We start from the raw sequence: 18,518 nt of genomic DNA on the forward strand, positions 1-18,518 counted from the left end.
GGCGGAAGATTATACGAAGGAGGATCGCTGGATGAAAAATCATCGCATTCGTTTACGCCATACCGTCGGTGGGCTGGTCGCCGGGATATTGCTTGCACTTGCCTCCGGCGCCCCCGCACAAGCCGAAGAACCGTCCGTCCCGCTCCAGCTTCCTTCGTTCCCGGTTCAAGTGAACGGTCTAAAGATCGATAACGAGCGAAGCCCTTATCCCGCATTGATGTATAAAAACATGGTTTATCTTCCGGCGAAGCATTTCGAGGACACCCTCGGGTTGAAAGTGGCTTGGGACGCCGCCCGCGGGCTTAAGATTAGCCGCCGCGAGCGCCCTTCGGGGATACGGCCGACGGCCGAGTCGAAGGATAAAGCATTCGTAAGCCGGCGCTATGAAGCCATACTGCCCGGATTTCCTATCGAAGTGAACGGAAAATCCATCAACAATGCCGGCGAGCCTTACCCGCTGCTGCTGGTGGACAACGTCTCCTATTTGCCGATGACCTGGCGTTTTACTCATAACGAGTTCGGCTGGCGGACGGATTGGAGCGCACAGGAAGGATTTCAGCTTATAACGGAGCAGCAAAAGGTGCTGCACCGCATTATCGCCGAGGATACGGAAGCGCTCTATGTGGAGGCCGAGTCGAACCGGATGCTGAAGGTGAACAAAGATTTGAAAGGCGATCCGTCCCCGATAGACGACAAAGCGAAGGCTGGTATAAATCAATTAGCGGAAAAGCGGAAGCCCGGCGTGCCTTTTGCCGGAGAGCCGGATCGGACGGCCGTGCGTCTGGGAGATTCGGTGTATTACGACAACATCGAATTGATGTCGCTCAAGCCGATTCTGGAAAAAGCCGCAGCCTTCTACGCATCGCAAACAGAATATGAGAATAAGGGACTGGACGTGCAATCCAAAATCATGAAGCTCGACGACCGAACGGTGCTCGCCGTCATCTCGATCTCAAGCTTTCTGCACATCCCAGCTCCTTACACACCCTATACGCACGAGGCTTTCATTCTTCGGGACGGGAAAGCTTCATCCGTGCCGGATTTAACACAAGTGCCCACGCGGGTGGTCCGCAACCCGAACGGTTCGTTCTGGATTGCCAGCGAAGCGGCCGACCGGATGACAAGCCGGACGCCGAACGTATACGGTCAGCTCGCGCTGTTGGATGTATCGGGACAGCTCCATGGCATGAACACGAAGCTTGGGGAAAAAGACATCGATCTGTTGGCTTCCACCAACGACGGATTGACGGTCAAAGCCTACAGCGACCGTTTTAAAGCTTATCATGATAGTTTCATTCCGCTTGATGCAGAGGAACGGGAGACGTACTATCATCTGGACCTGCAGGGGAAAGAAACGCGGTTGTTTTTGTACAAAGGAGCAGGCAGAGGCTATGTAGACAGCAAAGGGCACATTTATGTCGTGGACCGTCAGGTGAACCGCATTTCTGACCTGACGTCCGGCCAGAGCCGGATGTGGTGGGATTATGAGCTTAAGCGGTAAAATCAAGCTTAAAAAGGCTACTCCCGTTTACCGGCACAAGAGACCGGAGATCGGGAGATAGCCTTTTTGGTTTCCGCCCCCTTCGGAGGGCAGCGTATTAATATTCTTGCTCGGCGGATTCGGGCTGCGTCTCGGACTGTCCCTCCACTGCCGTATCGGCGCCATAGCCGATCTTCTGTTCGATGATCTGCCACAGCTCGTCTTTCCCGAGTCCCAATTCGGACGAAAATAGGACGACCGGGTCCGACTTGTCCGCTCCCAGCGTTTCCTTGACGATCTTCAGATGCTGCTGCCACTTGCTGCGCGGAATTTTATCCGCTTTCGTCGTCACGATACAAAGCGGCGTGCCGTGATGCTTCAGCCACGAATACATGGCCTGATCGTCTTTGGACGGCGGGTGGCGAAGATCGATCACGAGCAGCACGAGCTTCAAAAATTCCCGGTGGAGCAAATAATTTTCGATAAATTTGCCCCATTTTTCACGTTCGCTTTTGGACACCTGCGCATACCCATACCCCGGCAAATCGACGAAGAACAAATCGGAATTAATTTTGTAATAGTTCAACTGCTGGGTTTTGCCGGGCTTGGAGCTGGTACGGGCCAAGTTTTTACGGTTGATCATCCGGTTGATCAGCGAAGACTTCCCTACATTGGAACGCCCTGCCAGAGCAATCTCCGGCAAGGCATCCGTAGGGTACTGGCTCGGACCAACCGCGCTGATGATGAATTCAGCTTGATTGACCTTCATACGTTTCACTCATTTCTTGATGGGGCGTAGGGCTGGATGAAATTGCGTTTATTTCTTCCGGCTGAACCGGAAGGTCTTTCCACTCCACCGCTCTTGAAATTCAAGTTGTCTTTATTATCCTTTGCGGATACAACTTGATTTCAAAGGCGGCCGTAAACTTTCCGTGGAAACACCTTCCTCGCTTTGGAGTAAAATAAAATGCAAAACCGATCCACCCAACGCCTGTTATTATACGCCTACAGGCTTGACCAGAGCGTGTTCGAGAACTTCATCCATATGCGCGACCGGGATGAACGTCAGCTCGGAGCGTACGCTCTCGGGAATTTCTTCGATGTCTTTGGCATTATCCTTCGGCAGCAGCACCGTGCGGATGCCGGCGCGGTGAGCGGCCAGGCATTTTTCCTTCAGACCGCCGATCGGGAGCACGCGGCCGCGAAGCGTGATCTCTCCCGTCATCGCGACGTGACGCGAGACCGGGATATTGGTCAAGGCCGAGATGAGCGCCGTGCCCATCGCAATGCCGGCGGACGGGCCGTCCTTCGGGATGGCGCCTTCCGGCATGTGCACATGGACATCGTATTTTTCATGGAAGTCCGGCTGAATTCCGAATTGCTCGACCCGCGAACGGGTGTAGCTGAAAGCCGCCTGAGCGGATTCCTTCATGACGTCTCCGAGCTTTCCGGTAAGCGTCAGCTTGCCGCTGCCGGGCATCACCGTCACTTCGATAACGAGCGTGACCCCGCCGACCTCCGTCCAGGCAAGCCCGGTCACCGCGCCGACCTGATCCCGCTCCTCCACCATGCCGTAGCGGAATTTCGGCTGGCCGAGATACTCCTTCAGGTTGTCAGCTTTCACATGTACGGCAGCCGCCCCGCCGACGATTTCCTTGGCCGCCTTCCGACAGATGGACGAAATTTGCTGCTCCAGGTTGCGAACGCCCGCCTCGCGCGTATATTCGCGCACCGTACTCATGAGTGCGTCTTCGTCTACGACGAGTTGGCCGTCCTGCAGCCCGTGGTTTTCCTGCTGCTTCGGCAGCAAGTAGTTGCGCGCGATATGCAGCTTCTCGATTTCCGTATATCCCGGAATGTACAGCACTTCCATCCGGTCGAGCAGCGGCCGCGGGATGTTGTGTATGGCGTTGGCCGTCGTTACGAACATGACGTTGGACAGATCGAACGGCACTTCGACGAAGTGGTCGCTGAACGTGCTATTTTGTTCCGGGTCCAGCACCTCAAGCAGAGCGGAAGCCGGGTCGCCGCGAAAATCCATCGCCATTTTGTCGATTTCGTCCAAGAGGAAGACGGGGTTATTTGTTCCCGCGCTTTTCATCCCTTGAATAATCCGGCCCGGCATTGCACCCACATACGTGCGGCGGTGTCCGCGGATTTCCGCTTCGTCGCGCACGCCGCCCAAGGAAATGCGCATGAACTGCCGGCCGAGCGACCTGGCAATCGAACGGGCGATCGACGTCTTCCCGACCCCGGGGGGGCCGACAAGGCACAGAATCGGTCCTTTGAGCTTCTTGACCAGCTTCTGTACGGCCAAATATTCAAGCACGCGCTCTTTCGGCTTCTCCAAGCCGTAATGATCCTGATTCAGAATTTCCTCGGCCTTGCGGATATCGAGGTCATCTTCGGTCGATTGGGACCAAGGCAAGCCAAGCAGCCAATCGATGTAGTTGCGGATGACCGAGCCTTCGGCGGAAGTCGCCGGCATCTTCTCCAGCCGGTCGATCTCCTTCTCGATCTTCTCCTTCACCTTCTCGGGCACGTCGCTTTGCGCAAGCTGGTTGCGCAGCTCCTCGACCTCGCCGGCCCGCCCCTCTTTATCCCCGAGCTCCTTCTGAATCGCCTTCATTTGCTCGCGCAAGTAATATTCCTTCTGCGTCTTCTCCATCTGCTTCTTGACGCGCTGACTGATCTTGCGTTCGAGCTCGAGCACTTCGCGCTCGTTGTTCAGGATGCCGAGCAGCTTTTCAAGCCGGAGCCGAACATCGACGGTCTCCAAAATTTCCTGCTTGTCTTTAATTTTTAACGATAAATGACTGCAAATCACGTCCGCGAGCCGCCCCGGTTCGTCAATATCGGATACGGCAGCCAACGTCTCCGGGGTCACTTTTTTCGAAAGATTGATATAATGTTCGAATTGGTTCAGCACCGTGCGCATCAGTGCGTCGATTTCGGGGTCGGACGTTTCCTGCTCGGGGAGCTCCCTGACATGAACCTCGTAGTATTCGTCGTTAACCAGAAACTCGGCAATTTCGGCGCGAACGACGCCTTCCACAAGCACGCGGATCGTTCCGTTCGGCAGCTTGAGCATTTGCCGCACTTTCGATATCGTGCCGATCCGGTAAATATCCTCGGTTTTCGGCTCCTCGATGTTCACCTCGGATTGCGAGCACAGCAGGATCATGCTGTCTTCGACCATAGCCTTCTCCAGGGCACGTACCGACTTTTCCCTGCCCACGTCCAAATGCAGAACCATGCTCGGATACACCAGCAGCCCCCGGAGCGGAAGCAGCGGCAAGCGGCGCAATTTCTGTTTGCTCGTTCCCATCCGCGAGCACCTCCAGACTATACTTACATGCATGTGATTTACATTTTATCAAAATTGATTTTAAAACACCAATCGGGGGTCGCCGGTTTCCGCTCTTACGAACAAAGAGACGCCAACCGCTCTATTCGAGCGCATCGGCGTGCAGAATCGTAACGGAAGCGCCGCTGACTGTCTCTTGAGGCATGGCAGAAGGTTCGGCAGCCAGATGGGCGCTTTCAATACCCAGGGCGTGATGAAGCAGTTCCTCCACCGAGTCGACCGGAATGACTTCCAATCCGTGAAGCCCCGCAAAAACTTCTTGCCAGTTTTCCTTCGGAATAATAACTTTGGTTGCTCCTGCCTGAAAAGCAGCCTCGACTTTGGCAATAACGCCCCCTACCGGCTTCACCTTGCCGTGAATGCTGATTTCGCCGGTCATCGCCAGATGGTTGTCGACCGGAATCCGTTTGATGGCGGAAGCAATCGCTACGGCCATCGATACGCCGGCCGACGGTCCGTCGATCGGAATGCCGCCCGGAAAATTGATGTGCATATCGTAGTCGTATGGGTGCAAGCCGAGGCGCCGCAGGACGGTAAGCACGTTCTCGACGGAGCCGCGCGCCATGCTTTTGCGACGCAGCGTCCGCGAGCCACCGCCCATCTCTTCCTCGTCGACGACACCGGTAATCGTAAATTGGCCCATCCCTGGTTGGGTCGTCGGAATGGCGGTCACTTCGATGTCAAGCAGCATGCCGAGATTCGGTCCGTATACGGCCAATCCGTTAACCAGCCCGATTTCCGGACGCTGGGGAACCTTTTTCTCCGGCCTCGGCGGAATTTGCGAGCTGTTGACAACCCATTCGATGTCAGCGGCCGATAGCTCTCTGCGCTGATCGGTTAGCGCCATCCCTGCCGCCAGCTGAATAATATTTACCGCTTCGCGGCCGTTTGTCGCGTATTTCTTAACGACCTCAATAGCGGAAGGACAGTCGGGAAATCCGATTTTTTTCAGCGCTTTGGCGGCAATCGAGCCGACTTCTTCCGGCAGCAGCGGACGGAAATAAATTTCCATACAGCGCGAGCGGATCGCCGGAGGCAGTTCCTGCGGGTTGCGCGTCGTTGCCCCTACGAGCCGGAAATCCGCAGGCAGGCCGTTCTGAAACACATCGTGAATATAACTCGGCACATTCGTGTCTTCGGAATTGTAATACGCGCTTTCCAAAAATACTTTGCGGTCTTCAAGCACCTTTAATAATTTATTCATCTGATGCGGATGCAATTCACCGATCTCGTCAATGAACAAAATCCCGCCGTGCGCCTTCGTCACCGCCCCGGGTTTCGGCTGCGGAATGCCGGCAACTCCCATAGCTCCCGCTCCTTGATAGATCGGATCGTGTACCGAGCCGATTAACGGGTCGGCAATCCCCCGCTCATCAAATCGCGCCGTCGTCGCATCGATCTCGGTAAATTTGGCGTCCGGACGAAACGGCGATTCCGGATTTTTCTTCGCTTCCTCCAAAACGACGCGAGCGGCGGCGGTTTTGCCCACGCCGGGCGGGCCGTAGATGATCACGTGCTGCGGATTCGCGCCGCACAGCGCCGCTTTCAGGGCACGCAGCCCTTCCTTTTGCCCTACGATGTCCTCCATGGTATTCGGTCTTGTTTTTTCGGCTAACGGTTTATTTAAAGAGACGGATCGCAACCTGCGCAGCTTCTCCAGCTCTTTCTTCGATTCCTTGTCGACGGCAGAACGGTTCGTCTGTTGATTGCGCAGCAAATTCCAAAAATACATACCGATAACGATGGCAAAAAACAACTGGATAACCATCAAAACCACGCTGATATTCAATCTAATCCCTCCTGTTGCTCACGGCCGCCTGAACGGCCGCTACGGCATTCATATAATTGGTAGTATTGCCCTGTCATGGTAGCATTAATCGCTGCGCTTTAAGAAACTTTTTGGGGAATGCTAAAACCTATGATACGAAAGAAGCTGCGGACGATTTTACGCGAAAGGAGAGGCAGCGAATGTCATGGCCGAATCAATGGAATCGGGCGATGAAACTTGCCGTTGCCGCAATGCTGGCGCTGACCGCCTTGACTTTCCAAGCCGGACAAGCGGAAGCATCGGTGCCCGAATCCTGGTACTTGCCGGAGCTGAAGTCTGCCAATCCCGCCATATCGAGCGTCGATGTCTTAATCGACGTAGGGCACGGCGGAATCGACGGGGGCACGGCGTACGGCGACTTGCTGGAGAAAGATATCAATTTGGCGATCGCCAAAAAAACGTACGAGACTTTGCGCAGAAAAGGGTACGTCGTCTTAATGAACCGGATGGACGATTACGCGCTAAGCGGAGAAAATTTATGGTTGAAAAGCCGTTCGAGACATATCAAGGATTTGGCCCAACGCAGCCATCTGTGCAATGAGGTTAAGCCGAAAATTATGATCAGTCTGCACGTGAATTCTGGCCGCAATTCCGCCAAACGAGGAGCGATCCTCATTCATCAAGCGAAACCGCAAAGCCAGCAACTCGCCAAAGCATTGCAGGAATCACTGAACGCACTATACGGTACGGGCGACAAGCCTGTGCCGGGCCGCACGTTTTATTTGCTGAAGCATTCGAAGGCGCCTACGGTTATCGTCGAAATGGGTTTTATTACGAATGCCGAAGACCGCCGGATGTTAACTGAAGTCCAGTCCCAGCAGCGCATTGCGGATGCAATCACTGCGGGCGTCGAACAGTATTTGCAGCAGCAAAAAAAGTAAAAGACCGCGTCGACAAGCCGATTTCATGTGGCGCGCGGTCTTTTTTACATGGGGACCATTATTTCATCAATTGCGATGCCCGTACAAAATGTCCGCCAAGCTGCTGCAAGGTCGGAATCGATTGCTTTAAAATTTCGGAGGTATGCTTCCCCGGCGGACCGACATGACCGATGACGATCGTGCTGTCATTCTCACGGACGAGCTTTTGCAGCCTTACCGCCTGCTTGAGAATATGGCTCCGGGTGTAGGTATCATCCATGAACAAATTGTTTTCCGCCGTACGCACGCCCATTTCTTTCGCCAGCTTACCGATGACGCTCTTGTCGGTCGTCCGGCTATCCAAAAAATACAAATTGCGCTCTTTGCATACGTTCAACACGATGCGCATGACCCGTTCGTCGGACGTCGCCTTCGATCCCATATGGTTATTGATGCCTACCGCATGCGGCACATCCTCAATAGCGGCGATGACTCTGCGCCGGATTTCATCGTCGGGAAGTCTCGTGGTTATCGCACCCGGACCAAGCCATTCCGGTTTTCCGTTCCGCGGCTCCATCGGCAGATGTACGATGACTTCCTTGCCGAGCTTATGCGCCCATTCCGCATCGCGTTTCGTTGTCGGCAGAAAAGGCATGACCGCCGCAACAAACGGAATCGGCAGCTCCATCATTTGCTCGGTGCCCGCTTGACCGTTACCGAAATCGTCGATGACGACGGCGATTTGCTTCGTTCCTGTCGCCGGGTCGATGGCTGAATATTGCCCAGCTGCGGTTACCGGAATGATCACACATAGACAAAGCCATCCTGTGACGGACGCCCACCATTTCCTTCTCATGGACCGCTCCTCCTTATCCGTGATTTCCTAACCTCATTGTTTGCAGTACGCCAAAAACCTATACGAGCGTTTGCTAATTTTGGATTTTTGGTCCAGAAATCGTATCCCGTTTTGAAGGAAAAATGCAGTTTAGTTCGTCAATAATTATTGGAATAACTTACATAGAGACAAGAAAGTGGGAGCTCAAATGAAACGATGGAAGCTGCTCTGCTTCACAGGACTTTTATGGATGGGGATGTGTGCTTGCGATGCCGCCCAAGCCGCAGAGTCTTCGGTTAAGGAAACCGATTCTTTTCTATCCTACGTCAGACCGGACCCCTCCCCGCCGTTCCGAATCGTTCGGGATACCGGAGAGAAGAAAGGCGAATACCCGATTTTCGAACATACCGACGATCCGAAGACGGAGCATTTATTCCGCGACTCGTTTATGGCTGAGTCCGTACGTTTGTTTTTCCTCGCTCAAAACTTGGTTAACCGCCCTAAGGAAACGCAGGCGCAAACGGAACCCCGCCAGGCAAGCACCCCGGCTTACTTGCTATTATCCGAACGGGAAGGCGGCTTCCCCGGGAAGGGCTTTTATTTGAAGCAGAATGGAGAGCTGCTCGACCATACGGGCACGCCGTATGTCGACCTTATGAAAAGCACGGCCGCGTCCGACTACTTGGGTTCCATGAGCCAAATTTATCCGCATGAGCTCGGCCATGTCATGTACCATTTGCTTTCGCCGGACTGGGACCGGACCGAAAGCCGTTCGGTCGATATGCATTACGTATCCTTGACCACGGACCGGCGGGTCGCGTTCGACGAAGGCTTTGCCGAGCATTTCGAAAATGTGTCTTTGGATCATGAACCGGACGAAGCCAGAAAAGCCAGCCTCGAATCCAGCGTCCGGCAGGCGCGGTTAAGCACAAGGACTATGGTCTCAGGTTACGAAAAAGATTACGTCTGGCCAATGCGGCTGCAGCTTTATCGAGCCGCCGTTCCGTTCTGGTATCAGCGGTTCGAAATGCTGAAGCGGCACGATTGGGTGAAAGAGGGAACGATTCGTTTCACGACGACACAGCCGTCTGCAGGGTCTCCCGAGCAAAACATTAAATTCCGCAATACGGGCGTTCGTTATGTTGAGAGCAAGCCAAGAAACATATCGCAAGCCTTGGCTACCGAGGGAGTCGTTTCCGCTTTTTTTACGAAGCTGCTTTCCAGCGACTTGAAGCACCGTTATAGGGAGGATTCGTTCTATTCGGCTTTTCTGGCGGATGCTTCACGTACCGTAGATGCCAGAACCGTGTTTACCCCACTGCAAAACGAGTACATGAAAATATTTTACGTTCTCCATAAGTATGTGAATCGAACTGATTCTCCGTTGGCGGATTTCGTTCAGGGCTACGCCGCCGAGTATCCGGACGAGAAAGAAGCATTATACCGGCTCCTAGGCGAAGCTACGGGGCTAAGTGTAAAGGAGCTTGAAGCAAGTCCACCGGAATTCTGGCTGTTGAACAAGAGCCATGCGCACAGCTATTTGGCGATCGATGAGGCAGGTTCGATTCGAATGCCGTTTTATGCGTTCGATCTGAATGCGGCGGATGTCAGCGATCTGATGACTTTTCCAGGCATCGGAGAGGCTGAGGCGAAAGCTATCATTCGGTACCGGGACAATCAATCGTTTATCCGGGAGCTGGATGAGGTAAGAAAAATCCCCGGTTTGTCTGCGGAGGCCATTCAAGCGCTCTTGGACGGGGCTTACGTTTCGAATTTTGCCCGGGAATCAAGAGCCCAAACGGAACAACGGTTGGGAGAAGACGGATTACTGCCGAGGCTGATTACGGGTTCTCTGTGGATGCTTGCGAAGTTTGCTCTTGCTTGGTTGGGGGTCTTTCTCTCAGTTTATTATGTGCTGGTTCTTAGGAAGCGGTTTGAGCTGAGGCGTGCTCTAAGGATTATCGTGACGAATGCGGTGAGAATGAGCGTCCTGGTGCTATTCGCTCTGGCTTCCGTCCTGGCAGGCCAGCCGCTGTTGATTTTCGCCATACTTGGTGTTTTGTTTCTGGTCATTGAACGTTTTTTGGTTTTGAGAAATAAACCACAAGGTAAGAAAAAAGAAGCTTTTTGCTCCAGCCTGTTTTTTATGGCGGTACTCCTGTACTCCTTATCTTAAATGGATGTCCACTTCAGAAAGATATTTAGTAAATTATTCTATTTTAATAATTTATCTACTATAATAGTAATATCAACCAAGTTATATTATATGAGTCTATTATAGGAAGGATGACACGGATGGAGTCTGCCAAAGAGTTGCCTAAAGCTATAGCACCGATAAAGGAATTATCTGCAAAAGAAACGCAAATTGATCCGTTTCCGTTTTTTCGCCAGTGCCGCGAGTCCACTCCCGTACGCTACGATCCCCAGAGGGAATGCTGGGATATTTTTCGTTATGAAGATGTGTACAACGTGCTTAAAGATCCCTCTACATTCTCTTCGGTAAGGCCGATCAAAGGCCCTGTCCTGCTCGGAAGCATCATTGGTATGGACCCACCCAAGCATATGCAGATGCGCAGCATCGTCAGCAAAGCGTTTACCCCGAAATCGATCGAGGAGTTAGGTCCGCGCATTGCATCCATCACCGAAGAATTATTGAACGAGGTTGCAGATGAAAGCACGATGGATTTGGTTCATGACCTGGCCGTTCCCCTGCCTGTCATCGTCATTGCCGAGCTGCTGGGGATTCCGGCACAAGACCGCCGGCTTTTCAAGGAATGGTCGGATTCGGTTGTCAAAGGGCCGGAATCTGGCGATAAAGAAGACATGCACCGGCTGTATTTGGAAAGAGAGAAAACGCGGCGCGAATTGGACGACTATTTCCTGAAAGTCATTGCAGAGCGTCGCAATCGTCCAGAGGATGACTTGGTCACAAAATTGGTGGAAGCCGAAGTGAACGGCGAGCACTTAAACGATATGGAAATTGTGGAGTTTTGCATTTTGCTGCTTGCCGCCGGCAACGAGACGACGACCAATTTGATTACGAATGCGGTACGGAGACTGGCCGAGGACTCTGCGCTGCAGACAAGACTTCACGATCAACCGGCTTTGATCGAGAGCTTCGTCGAAGAAGTACTGCGGTATTATCCCCCAGTTTTATCCCTAAGCCGTTATGCGACCAAAGACGTTCGAATCGGGCACACCGATATCCGGGAGGGTGAGCTCATTATCCCCTGGATCGGTTCGGCCAATCGGGACGAAAACAAGTTTCCCGCTGCCGATCAATTTATCGAGGACCGGACGCCCAATCCGCACATGTCCTTGGGCTTCGGCAATCATTTTTGCTTGGGGGCTCCTTTGGCCCGGTTGGAAGCTAAAATAGCGCTGCGCATCATCATGAATCGGATGACGAATATCCGCTTTGCGGAGTATTTCGAATTTAAACCGATCCGCAGCCCTTTTGTTTATGGTGTGAAGGACCTCCCGATACTTTTCAATACCAAGCTTTAGACAAAAAAATACACCCGCCAATGCCGGGCGGAAAGCCGAAACTCGCTTCCCTCCGCTTGCAATGTGCGGGTGTATTTATGATGTGCCCTATTAAATCGCCGTGTGATGCTTTCGGCCGGGAATTTCGCCCGTCCGATCGAAATGTTCGACGATAATGTCGATTTCCTTCTTCAGCTCGGACAGCAGCTCGGCTTCCGGCACTTTGCGGATCATCTCGCCGTAACGGAACAACAAGCCTTCGCCTCGGGCGCCGGCGATGCCGATATCAGCTTCCCTAGCTTCGCCCGGGCCGTTCACCGCGCAGCCGAGTACGGATACTTTAATCGGCACCTTCAGCTTGGAGATATACTCTTCCACCTCATTCGCGATAGAAAACAGATCGATATCCAATCGGCCGCAGGTCGGACAAGAAACCAAGGTGGCGGCATTCGTGATCAACCCGAACGATTTCAGCAGCTCGCGGCACACTTTGACTTCTTCAACCGGGTCCGCGCTGAGCGAAATCCGGATCGTCGAACCGAGCCCCATGCTTAGCAGCGCGCCCAAGCCTGCCGCACTCTTCACGGTACCGGAGAACAACGTCCCGGCCTCCGTAATGCCAAGGTGCAGCGGGTAACGGAAGGCTGCGGCAGCTTTGGTATAAGCCGCAATCGCCATCGGGACGTCAGATGCCTTCAGCGAGACGATGATGTCGCGAAAATCGAGCTCTTCCAGAATGCCGATATGATACAAGGCGCTTTCAACCATCGCTTCCGGCGTCGGATAGCCGTACTTTTCCAGCAAATGGTTCTCAAGCGAACCGGCGTTAACGCCGATCCGGATCGGAATCCCCCGCTCTTTGCAGGCTTTGACGACGGCTTCCACCTTCTCGCGGCGGCCGATGTTCCCCGGATTGATTCTGACTTTGTCAATCCCGTTCTCAATGGCCTGCAGGGCGAGCCGGTAGTCAAAGTGAATATCAGCCACAAGCGGAATGGAGATCTGCTTCTTGATCTCTTTGATCGCTTCCGCTGCTTCCTTATTGTTGACCGTAACGCGGACGATCTGGCATCCTGCTTCTTCCAGCCGGTGAATCTCGGCCACCGTAGCCTTTACATCCGCCGTCTTGGTCGTACACATGCTCTGGATGATCACGTCATTGCTGCCGCCGATGGTTAGATTGCCGACTTTAACCGGAACCGTTTCCGTTCTATGGAACATGTGCTTTCTTCTCTCCCATGATGCCAAACATCCTCCGCTCCGGGGGACGAATCATCGGTCCTGCGGATTGGAGGCGTTTAGGTTTTTTGTATATCCGGCGCTTACGCGCTTTCTTCTTTTTTCTTAATGGACTGGCCGTCCGCTGCGGTGATCTGAGGTGTGATCTTCGCTTGTACGGCTTCCTTGGTGACGATGCACTTGGAGCTCTCCGTGCGGGATGGCGCCTCGTACATTACTTCCAGCATAATGCCTTCGATAATGGCGCGAAGCCCCCTCGCCCCGGTATTACGCTTAATCGCTTCTTTCGCAATTTCCTCCAGCGCCTCCGGTTCGAATTCAAGGGACACGTTATCCATCTCCAGCATCTTCTGATACTGCTTAACAAGAGCGTTTTTAGGCTCGGTCAAAATGCGGACGAGCGCTGCTTCGTCCAACGGCTCCAGTGTCGAGATAACCGGCAGACGGCCCACGAATTCCGGAATCAAACCGAATTTCAGCAGGTCTTCCGGAAGCACAAGGGACAAGTATTCGCCCGGCTTCAAGTCGGCTTTATGACCGTCCGTGCCGAAGCCGATCACTTTTTTGCCGATCCGGCGCTTAATGATCTGCTCAAGCCCGTCGAACGCCCCGCCGCAAATAAACAGGATGTTCGTCGTATCGATTTGGATGAATTCCTGATGAGGGTGCTTGCGTCCGCCTTGAGGCGGTACCGATGCAACCGTGCCTTCCAAAATTTTCAGAAGAGCTTGCTGCACGCCTTCGCCCGAAACGTCGCGGGTGATGGACGGATTTTCCGACTTGCGGGCTACTTTATCGATTTCATCGATATAAATAATGCCGCGCTCGGCTTTTTCCACATCGTAATCGGCCGCTTGAATGAGCTTCAGCAAAATGTTTTCGACGTCTTCCCCTACGTATCCGGCTTCCGTCAAAGACGTTGCGTCGGCGATCGCAAACGGAACGTTCAAAATTTTGGCCAGCGTTTGGGCCAGCAGCGTTTTACCGCTGCCCGTCGGACCGACAAGGACGATGTTCGACTTTTGCAGTTCGACATCTTCGAGCTTGCTTTGCTGCGAGTTGATCCGTTTGTAATGGTTGTATACGGCAACCGACAGCGATTTTTTGGCCTGTTCCTGCCCGATGACGTAGGAATCCAGAATCGCGCGGATTTCCTTCGGCTTCGGTACGTCTTTCAGGTCGAGCTCTTCCTCGTGACCCAATTCTTCCTCAACGATTTCCGTACAAAGCTCGATGCACTCGTCGCATATATAAACGCCGGGCCCGGCAACCAGCTTGCGCACCTGCTCCTGGGACTTGCCGCAGAACGAGCACTTGAGCTGGCCTTTTTCATCGTTAAATTTAAACATGGGATCACTCCTTTTCTAAGTCAGATCACTGCGAGTGATAACCGCATCAATGAGACCGTACGCCTTCGCATCTTCGGCGCTCATGAAATTGTCACGGTCCGTGTCGCGTTCGATTCTTTCGTAAGGCTGCCCCGTACGCTCCACATAGATTTGGTTCAACTTCTGCTTCGTTTTGATAATCCAGTCGGCATGAATTTTAATATCCGATGCCTGCCCGCGGACGCCGCCCAGCGGCTGATGGATCATCACTTCGCTGTTCGGAAGCGCGTAGCGCTTGCCCTTGGCGCCTGCCGTAAGCAGCAGGGACCCCATACTGGCGGCCATGCCGACGCAAATCGTCGAAACGTCCGGCTTGATGAATTGCATTGTATCATATATACCCATACCGGCCGTCACCGAACCGCCGGGGGAGTTAATGTACAAATGAATATCCTTCTCGGGATCTACCGCCGACAAGAAAAGCAACTGGGCAATAACCAGGTTGGCGACGTCGTCATCGATCGCACTGCCCAAAAAAATAATACGATCCTTCAGCAAACGCGAGTAAATATCGTAAGAGCGTTCGCCGCGGCCTTCCTGTTCCACAACCATAGGTACCAGAGTCATCGTCCCAACCCCTTTACTTCATAAATGCAAAACATTTTCGAGCCTTACTCAAAACATTGTAGCACGTTTAAAGACTAAAGTCATTTCCTGCCCGATACGAACAAACGTTGCGGCCGCTAACGTAAGTCTCGCCGGACAGGACAGCCTTGCCGCCGCCTATGTATTTCCTTATGTACCGCATATGTAATGCTTCGCTTGCTTCATATGTAACGCTTATTATGTTATGCTTATGTACTTCTTATGTGCATGTTTCCGGGAAACCAGCAAACGCGGTTTAAGGTAAAACAAAGGCACGCATGGATGTACACGTGCCTTTGCATGTATGTTCGCGTTTATACAATTTCCGAATTAAGCCGTTTTGCTGTTGTCAACCAGGAATTTAACGGTTTTGCGGTTGACGATATCTTGCAGCAGCGATCCCAAGTTGCCGTTGGATGCGAAGATGCTGCGGATTTCGTCAGCGGAACGGCCGTACATTTGAGCCAGGTTCTCCAGCTCGGCGTTGATTTCTTCTTCCGTCGCTTCAAGGTTTTCCGCTTTCGCGATTGCCTCAAGCACGAGGTTGTTGCGTACGCGCTTCTCGGCGTCGGAGCGCATTTGACCTTTGAGGTCCTCGGCGCTTTGACCGGTGAACTGGTAGTACATGTCGATGTTCATGCCTTGCGTGCGCAGACGGTTTTCGAATTCTTTCACCATTTGCTCCGCTTCGTCATTAATCATGGCTTCCGGAATTTCCACTTGCGCAGCTTCGGAAGCTTTTTCTACCAGATCGTTTTCTTTCTTGCGGTCGGCTTCGTTTTGCTTGCGCTCTTTCAGCTTGTTCTCCAGATCCGCTTTGTACTCGTCAAGTGTGTCGAACTCGCTCACGTCTTTAGCGAACTCGTCGTCGAGAGCAGGCAAGTTTTTGCGTTTGATGTCATGCAGCTTGATTTTGAAAACGGCTTCTTTGCCTTTCAACTCTTCCGCATGGTAGTTTTCTGGGAAAGTTACGGTGATGTCCTTCTCGCCGTCTTTCTCCAAGCCGACAACTTGCTCTTCGAAGCCCGGGATAAAGCTGCCGGAGCCAAGCTCAAGCGAATAACGCTCCGCTTTGCCGCCCTCGAAAGGAACGCCGTCTACGAAGCCTTCGAAGTCGATCGAGACGATGTCGCCGTTCTCGGCTGCGCCTGCTTCTACCGGAACGAGTTCCGCATGACGCTTTTGCAGCTTTTCCAGCTCTTCGTTTACTTCTTCGGCCGTTACTTCGACGGAAGGAGCTTCGAGCGCGATTCCTTTGTACTCGCCAAGCTCTACTTCAGGCTTCACGGTAACTTTCGCTTTGAATTTCAGAACCTGACCTTTGCCGAATTGCTCGACGTCCACTTCCGGACGGTCCACCGGCTGAATGCCCGTCTCTTGAACGGCTGCAATGTAAGCTTCAGGCACGATGATATCGAGAGCGTCTTGATACAAGCTTTCCACGCCGAACTTCGATTCGAAAATAGCGCGGGGCACTTTGCCCTTGCGGAAGCCCGGAACGTTAACTTTGTTCACGACTTTTTTGAATGCCTTGTCCAGAGCGGCGGCTACTTGGTCCGCGTCCACTTCAATATCAAGAACGGCTACGTTCTTCTCTATCTTTTCCCAGCTTGCTTTCATTTTATGCTTTCCCCTCCAAAAATTATCCATCGCAATTTTGTCACGTTCTGGCGGAGTTGCGGTACAACCCGGACAAGCCCGCCGATATAACCACTATATTATAACCGTAATAAATGCGGTTTTCAAGGCTTCAAACGCGAAACCGTCGGGAAATCGTCCCGCGGCGCCATTTTATAATTTCCGGGTGAATACGTTTACGGCGAATTGCTGCATCATCCGGTAAGCCTGTTCCCACTGAAACGCCAGATCCGACGTAATCCCGTACAATTCGAACAACTCCGCTTTGTCTCCGCCTTCAAATACTTGTTCGAGCAAGGTCAGATGCAGCGCTGCCGCCCATACGTCCACACAGGCCGAGTCCTGCCGCAGCATTTGCCGGTAAGCGGAAGTTCCGTAAACAAATGCCAAAAATTCGTTCCACGTCTCCGATGCAAAATACGAGAGCGCCGGATGCTGCGTCTCGCTGATTTCCTGCACGCGGTTGATGATCTCTTGAATTTGCGAAGGAAACTGATCGAAGGCCGCCGGCGTATCCTCGATGTCGACGACCACCGCTTCGCCGTTCTTGTGCAGCGTTACGCTGCCGGTCACGCCCCGCTTCTTGAGTGTTTGCAGCGCCTTGAACTGGATCAGCGGATGCCGCCCGGCATCCTCCTTCAACCATCCGATCAGCTCTTCGTCGATCCCTTCGTCTTCCAGGAACGCAAGCTGATCCAAAGCCAGCATCTGCTTGTCCACGGCCCGCTGCTCTCGCAAACTGGCCAGCAACCGTTTCGCATAGTCGCCTTTCTGCTCGCCCTTGGCGTGCATATGCTGCCGCAGCAGGTCCGCTTCGCTGAGCTCTTCGCTTTCGTCCTCCTGCCCCAGCGCCAGATCCGGAAACATGACCTGCAGCCAGTCGAGCAAGGACCGCCATTCTTCCCGCGCCCGTTCGTCGTCCGATTGGCAGGCAAGCAAAAAGCGGAGGAGCTTCATCGCTTCTCCGTAGCGTTCCGCTTCAAGGAGCCGGGTCAGTTCGAATTGATAAAATTCGACGGTTTTTGGAAAAAGAATCACATTGTCATTGGTCTGCCCGCTCATGAAACACCGCCTTTCTTGCTGAGCTTCTTTATGAATGCCAGTGTACCCCAAAAAAGAAGCGAAAGCAAAATCTCCCGCCGTGACCTGCTTGCCTGTCCATTCCACCGTTCCCTTAAATTAGGATGCCGGATTCGGACGCGCGTTATGCGGACGTGAAAAAGCAGCCGCGGATGCGTAATAAACACGGCATCCGGGCTGCGCGTTATACAGGCGCTGTTCAGCGTTCGATTTTGCGAAATCTATTCCATTTTCATCGCGGCTTGGATGAGCTGCGCTTTAATGTGCGGATTTTGATCGATGAAACCGTACATGCGGTCGACCTGCTCTTTATTTTGCAAATAGTCGCGTTCGTTTTGAATCATCTCGTGCGACCATTTCAGAAGCGCGGCTTCCGCCGCACCGAGCCGGTTCAATGCAATATGAAGTCCCGTATCGCCGACAAGCTGCTCCATCACTTCCGGAGTTACGTTACCGAGTTTTTTCGTCGTAGCGAGCTTTTGCTCAAATTCTTTATTCGCCTTCTCGAAGTTTTCTTTGGCTTCCTTGTATTCTTTCTGCTGTTCTGAGAACGTTCTTTTCATTAATGAAGAACCACCTTTACCTGTTGATCAATTGTCTTCCTGCCTATCGTTCCTCCAGCTATAGCGTGAGACAAAACCGACGCTTTCTATACATCGGTTTCCAAAACGCAGGCCGTTATAAAAATACACCTATACGCTAAGTGTAACTTTTCTTCGTCCGTTTGTCCAT

The 18,518-nt window shown here is 52.9% G+C and carries 14 protein-coding genes; 4 read left to right on the forward strand and 10 right to left on the reverse strand.

Annotation, left to right across the window (positions count from 1 at the left end; genetic code table 11):
- Positions 1-31: 31 nt before the first annotated feature.
- Positions 32-1,501, forward strand: coding sequence for a hypothetical protein (locus tag NI000_RS05940; RefSeq protein ID WP_253408652.1), 1,470 nt, complete (start codon positions 32-34; stop codon positions 1,499-1,501).
- Between the two features lie 97 nt (positions 1,502-1,598).
- Here the strand turns inward: NI000_RS05940 and yihA are convergent, their stop codons facing one another.
- The 3 genes from yihA to lonB all read right to left on the reverse strand — a co-directional run bounded on the left by yihA (position 1,599) and on the right by lonB (position 6,636).
- Positions 1,599-2,249, reverse strand: a complete 651-nt coding sequence (yihA, locus tag NI000_RS05945) for a ribosome biogenesis GTP-binding protein YihA/YsxC (protein WP_253408654.1) — start codon at positions 2,247-2,249, stop codon at positions 1,599-1,601.
- Positions 2,250-2,477: 228 nt separating this feature from the next.
- Positions 2,478-4,808 (reverse strand): endopeptidase La, encoded by a 2,331-nt coding sequence (lon, locus tag NI000_RS05950; protein WP_253408656.1) that lies wholly within the window; start codon positions 4,806-4,808, stop codon positions 2,478-2,480.
- A gap of 121 nt (positions 4,809-4,929) precedes the next feature.
- Positions 4,930-6,636 (reverse strand): ATP-dependent protease LonB, encoded by a 1,707-nt coding sequence (gene lonB / locus NI000_RS05955; RefSeq protein WP_253408658.1) that lies wholly within the window; start codon positions 6,634-6,636, stop codon positions 4,930-4,932.
- Positions 6,637-6,815: 179 nt separating this feature from the next.
- Here lonB and NI000_RS05960 point away from each other — a divergent pair, with 179 nt between their 5' ends.
- On the forward strand, positions 6,816-7,556 hold the full coding sequence (locus tag NI000_RS05960; protein ID WP_253408660.1) for an N-acetylmuramoyl-L-alanine amidase family protein: 741 nt from the start codon (positions 6,816-6,818) through the stop codon (positions 7,554-7,556).
- A gap of 58 nt (positions 7,557-7,614) precedes the next feature.
- On the opposite strand, the gene NI000_RS05965 is transcribed toward NI000_RS05960, so the two are convergent.
- Positions 7,615-8,391 carry a divergent polysaccharide deacetylase family protein gene (locus NI000_RS05965; RefSeq protein ID WP_253408662.1) on the reverse strand — a complete coding sequence of 259 codons (777 nt, stop codon included), beginning with the start codon at positions 8,389-8,391 and terminating at the stop codon, positions 7,615-7,617.
- Positions 8,392-8,578: 187 nt separating this feature from the next.
- Here NI000_RS05965 and NI000_RS05970 point away from each other — a divergent pair, with 187 nt between their 5' ends.
- Together NI000_RS05970 and NI000_RS05975 are read left to right on the forward strand one after the other, a co-directional pair.
- Positions 8,579-10,546: a ComEA family DNA-binding protein gene (locus NI000_RS05970; RefSeq protein ID WP_253408664.1), complete on the forward strand. Its 1,968-nt coding sequence runs from the start codon at positions 8,579-8,581 to the stop codon at positions 10,544-10,546.
- A gap of 137 nt (positions 10,547-10,683) precedes the next feature.
- Positions 10,684-11,877, forward strand: a complete 1,194-nt coding sequence (locus tag NI000_RS05975) for a cytochrome P450 (RefSeq protein ID WP_309247876.1) — start codon at positions 10,684-10,686, stop codon at positions 11,875-11,877.
- A gap of 90 nt (positions 11,878-11,967) precedes the next feature.
- On the opposite strand, the gene ispG is transcribed toward NI000_RS05975, so the two are convergent.
- The 6 genes from ispG to NI000_RS06005 all read right to left on the reverse strand — a co-directional run bounded on the left by ispG (position 11,968) and on the right by NI000_RS06005 (position 18,349).
- A complete protein-coding gene (gene ispG, locus NI000_RS05980) occupies positions 11,968-13,077 on the reverse strand; it encodes a flavodoxin-dependent (E)-4-hydroxy-3-methylbut-2-enyl-diphosphate synthase (RefSeq protein WP_253408669.1) in 1,110 nt (369 codons plus the stop codon).
- A 101-nt stretch (positions 13,078-13,178) separates the two neighbouring features.
- On the reverse strand, positions 13,179-14,444 hold the full coding sequence (gene clpX, locus NI000_RS05985) for an ATP-dependent protease ATP-binding subunit ClpX (protein WP_253408671.1): 1,266 nt from the start codon (positions 14,442-14,444) through the stop codon (positions 13,179-13,181).
- Between the two features lie 15 nt (positions 14,445-14,459).
- Positions 14,460-15,050, reverse strand: coding sequence for an ATP-dependent Clp endopeptidase proteolytic subunit ClpP (clpP, locus tag NI000_RS05990; RefSeq protein WP_010493986.1), 591 nt, complete (start codon positions 15,048-15,050; stop codon positions 14,460-14,462).
- Positions 15,051-15,398: 348 nt separating this feature from the next.
- The gene (tig, locus tag NI000_RS05995) at positions 15,399-16,688 is read right to left on the reverse strand and encodes a trigger factor (protein ID WP_253408673.1); all 1,290 of its coding nucleotides are present in this window, start codon (positions 16,686-16,688) and stop codon (positions 15,399-15,401) included.
- 171 nt (positions 16,689-16,859) lie between these two features.
- Positions 16,860-17,768, reverse strand: a complete 909-nt coding sequence (locus NI000_RS06000) for a hypothetical protein (protein ID WP_253408675.1) — start codon at positions 17,766-17,768, stop codon at positions 16,860-16,862.
- 239 nt (positions 17,769-18,007) lie between these two features.
- Positions 18,008-18,349 carry a hypothetical protein gene (locus NI000_RS06005; RefSeq protein WP_054977838.1) on the reverse strand — a complete coding sequence of 114 codons (342 nt, stop codon included), beginning with the start codon at positions 18,347-18,349 and terminating at the stop codon, positions 18,008-18,010.
- Positions 18,350-18,518: the final 169 nt, after the last annotated feature.

The sequence above is a fragment of the Paenibacillus tyrphae genome, from assembly GCF_024158745.1.
GTDB lineage: Bacteria > Bacillota > Bacilli > Paenibacillales > NBRC-103111 > Paenibacillus_G > Paenibacillus_G tyrfis_A.

Coding starts and splice junctions, on each gene's coding strand:
- NI000_RS05940 (WP_253408652.1), top strand. CDS start 32: ATGAAAAATCATCGCATTCGTTTACGCCATACCGTCGGTGGGCTGGTC.
- yihA (WP_253408654.1), bottom strand. CDS start 2,249: ATGAAGGTCAATCAAGCTGAATTCATCATCAGCGCGGTTGGTCCGAGC.
- lon (WP_253408656.1), bottom strand. CDS start 4,808: ATGGGAACGAGCAAACAGAAATTGCGCCGCTTGCCGCTGCTTCCGCTC.
- NI000_RS05960 (WP_253408660.1), top strand. CDS start 6,816: ATGTCATGGCCGAATCAATGGAATCGGGCGATGAAACTTGCCGTTGCC.
- NI000_RS05965 (WP_253408662.1), bottom strand. CDS start 8,391: ATGAGAAGGAAATGGTGGGCGTCCGTCACAGGATGGCTTTGTCTATGT.
- NI000_RS05970 (WP_253408664.1), top strand. CDS start 8,579: ATGAAACGATGGAAGCTGCTCTGCTTCACAGGACTTTTATGGATGGGG.
- ispG (WP_253408669.1), bottom strand. CDS start 13,077: ATGTTCCATAGAACGGAAACGGTTCCGGTTAAAGTCGGCAATCTAACC.
- clpX (WP_253408671.1), bottom strand. CDS start 14,444: ATGTTTAAATTTAACGATGAAAAAGGCCAGCTCAAGTGCTCGTTCTGC.
- clpP (WP_010493986.1), bottom strand. CDS start 15,050: ATGACTCTGGTACCTATGGTTGTGGAACAGGAAGGCCGCGGCGAACGC.
- tig (WP_253408673.1), bottom strand. CDS start 16,688: ATGAAAGCAAGCTGGGAAAAGATAGAGAAGAACGTAGCCGTTCTTGAT.
- NI000_RS06000 (WP_253408675.1), bottom strand. CDS start 17,768: ATGAGCGGGCAGACCAATGACAATGTGATTCTTTTTCCAAAAACCGTC.
- NI000_RS06005 (WP_054977838.1), bottom strand. CDS start 18,349: ATGAAAAGAACGTTCTCAGAACAGCAGAAAGAATACAAGGAAGCCAAA.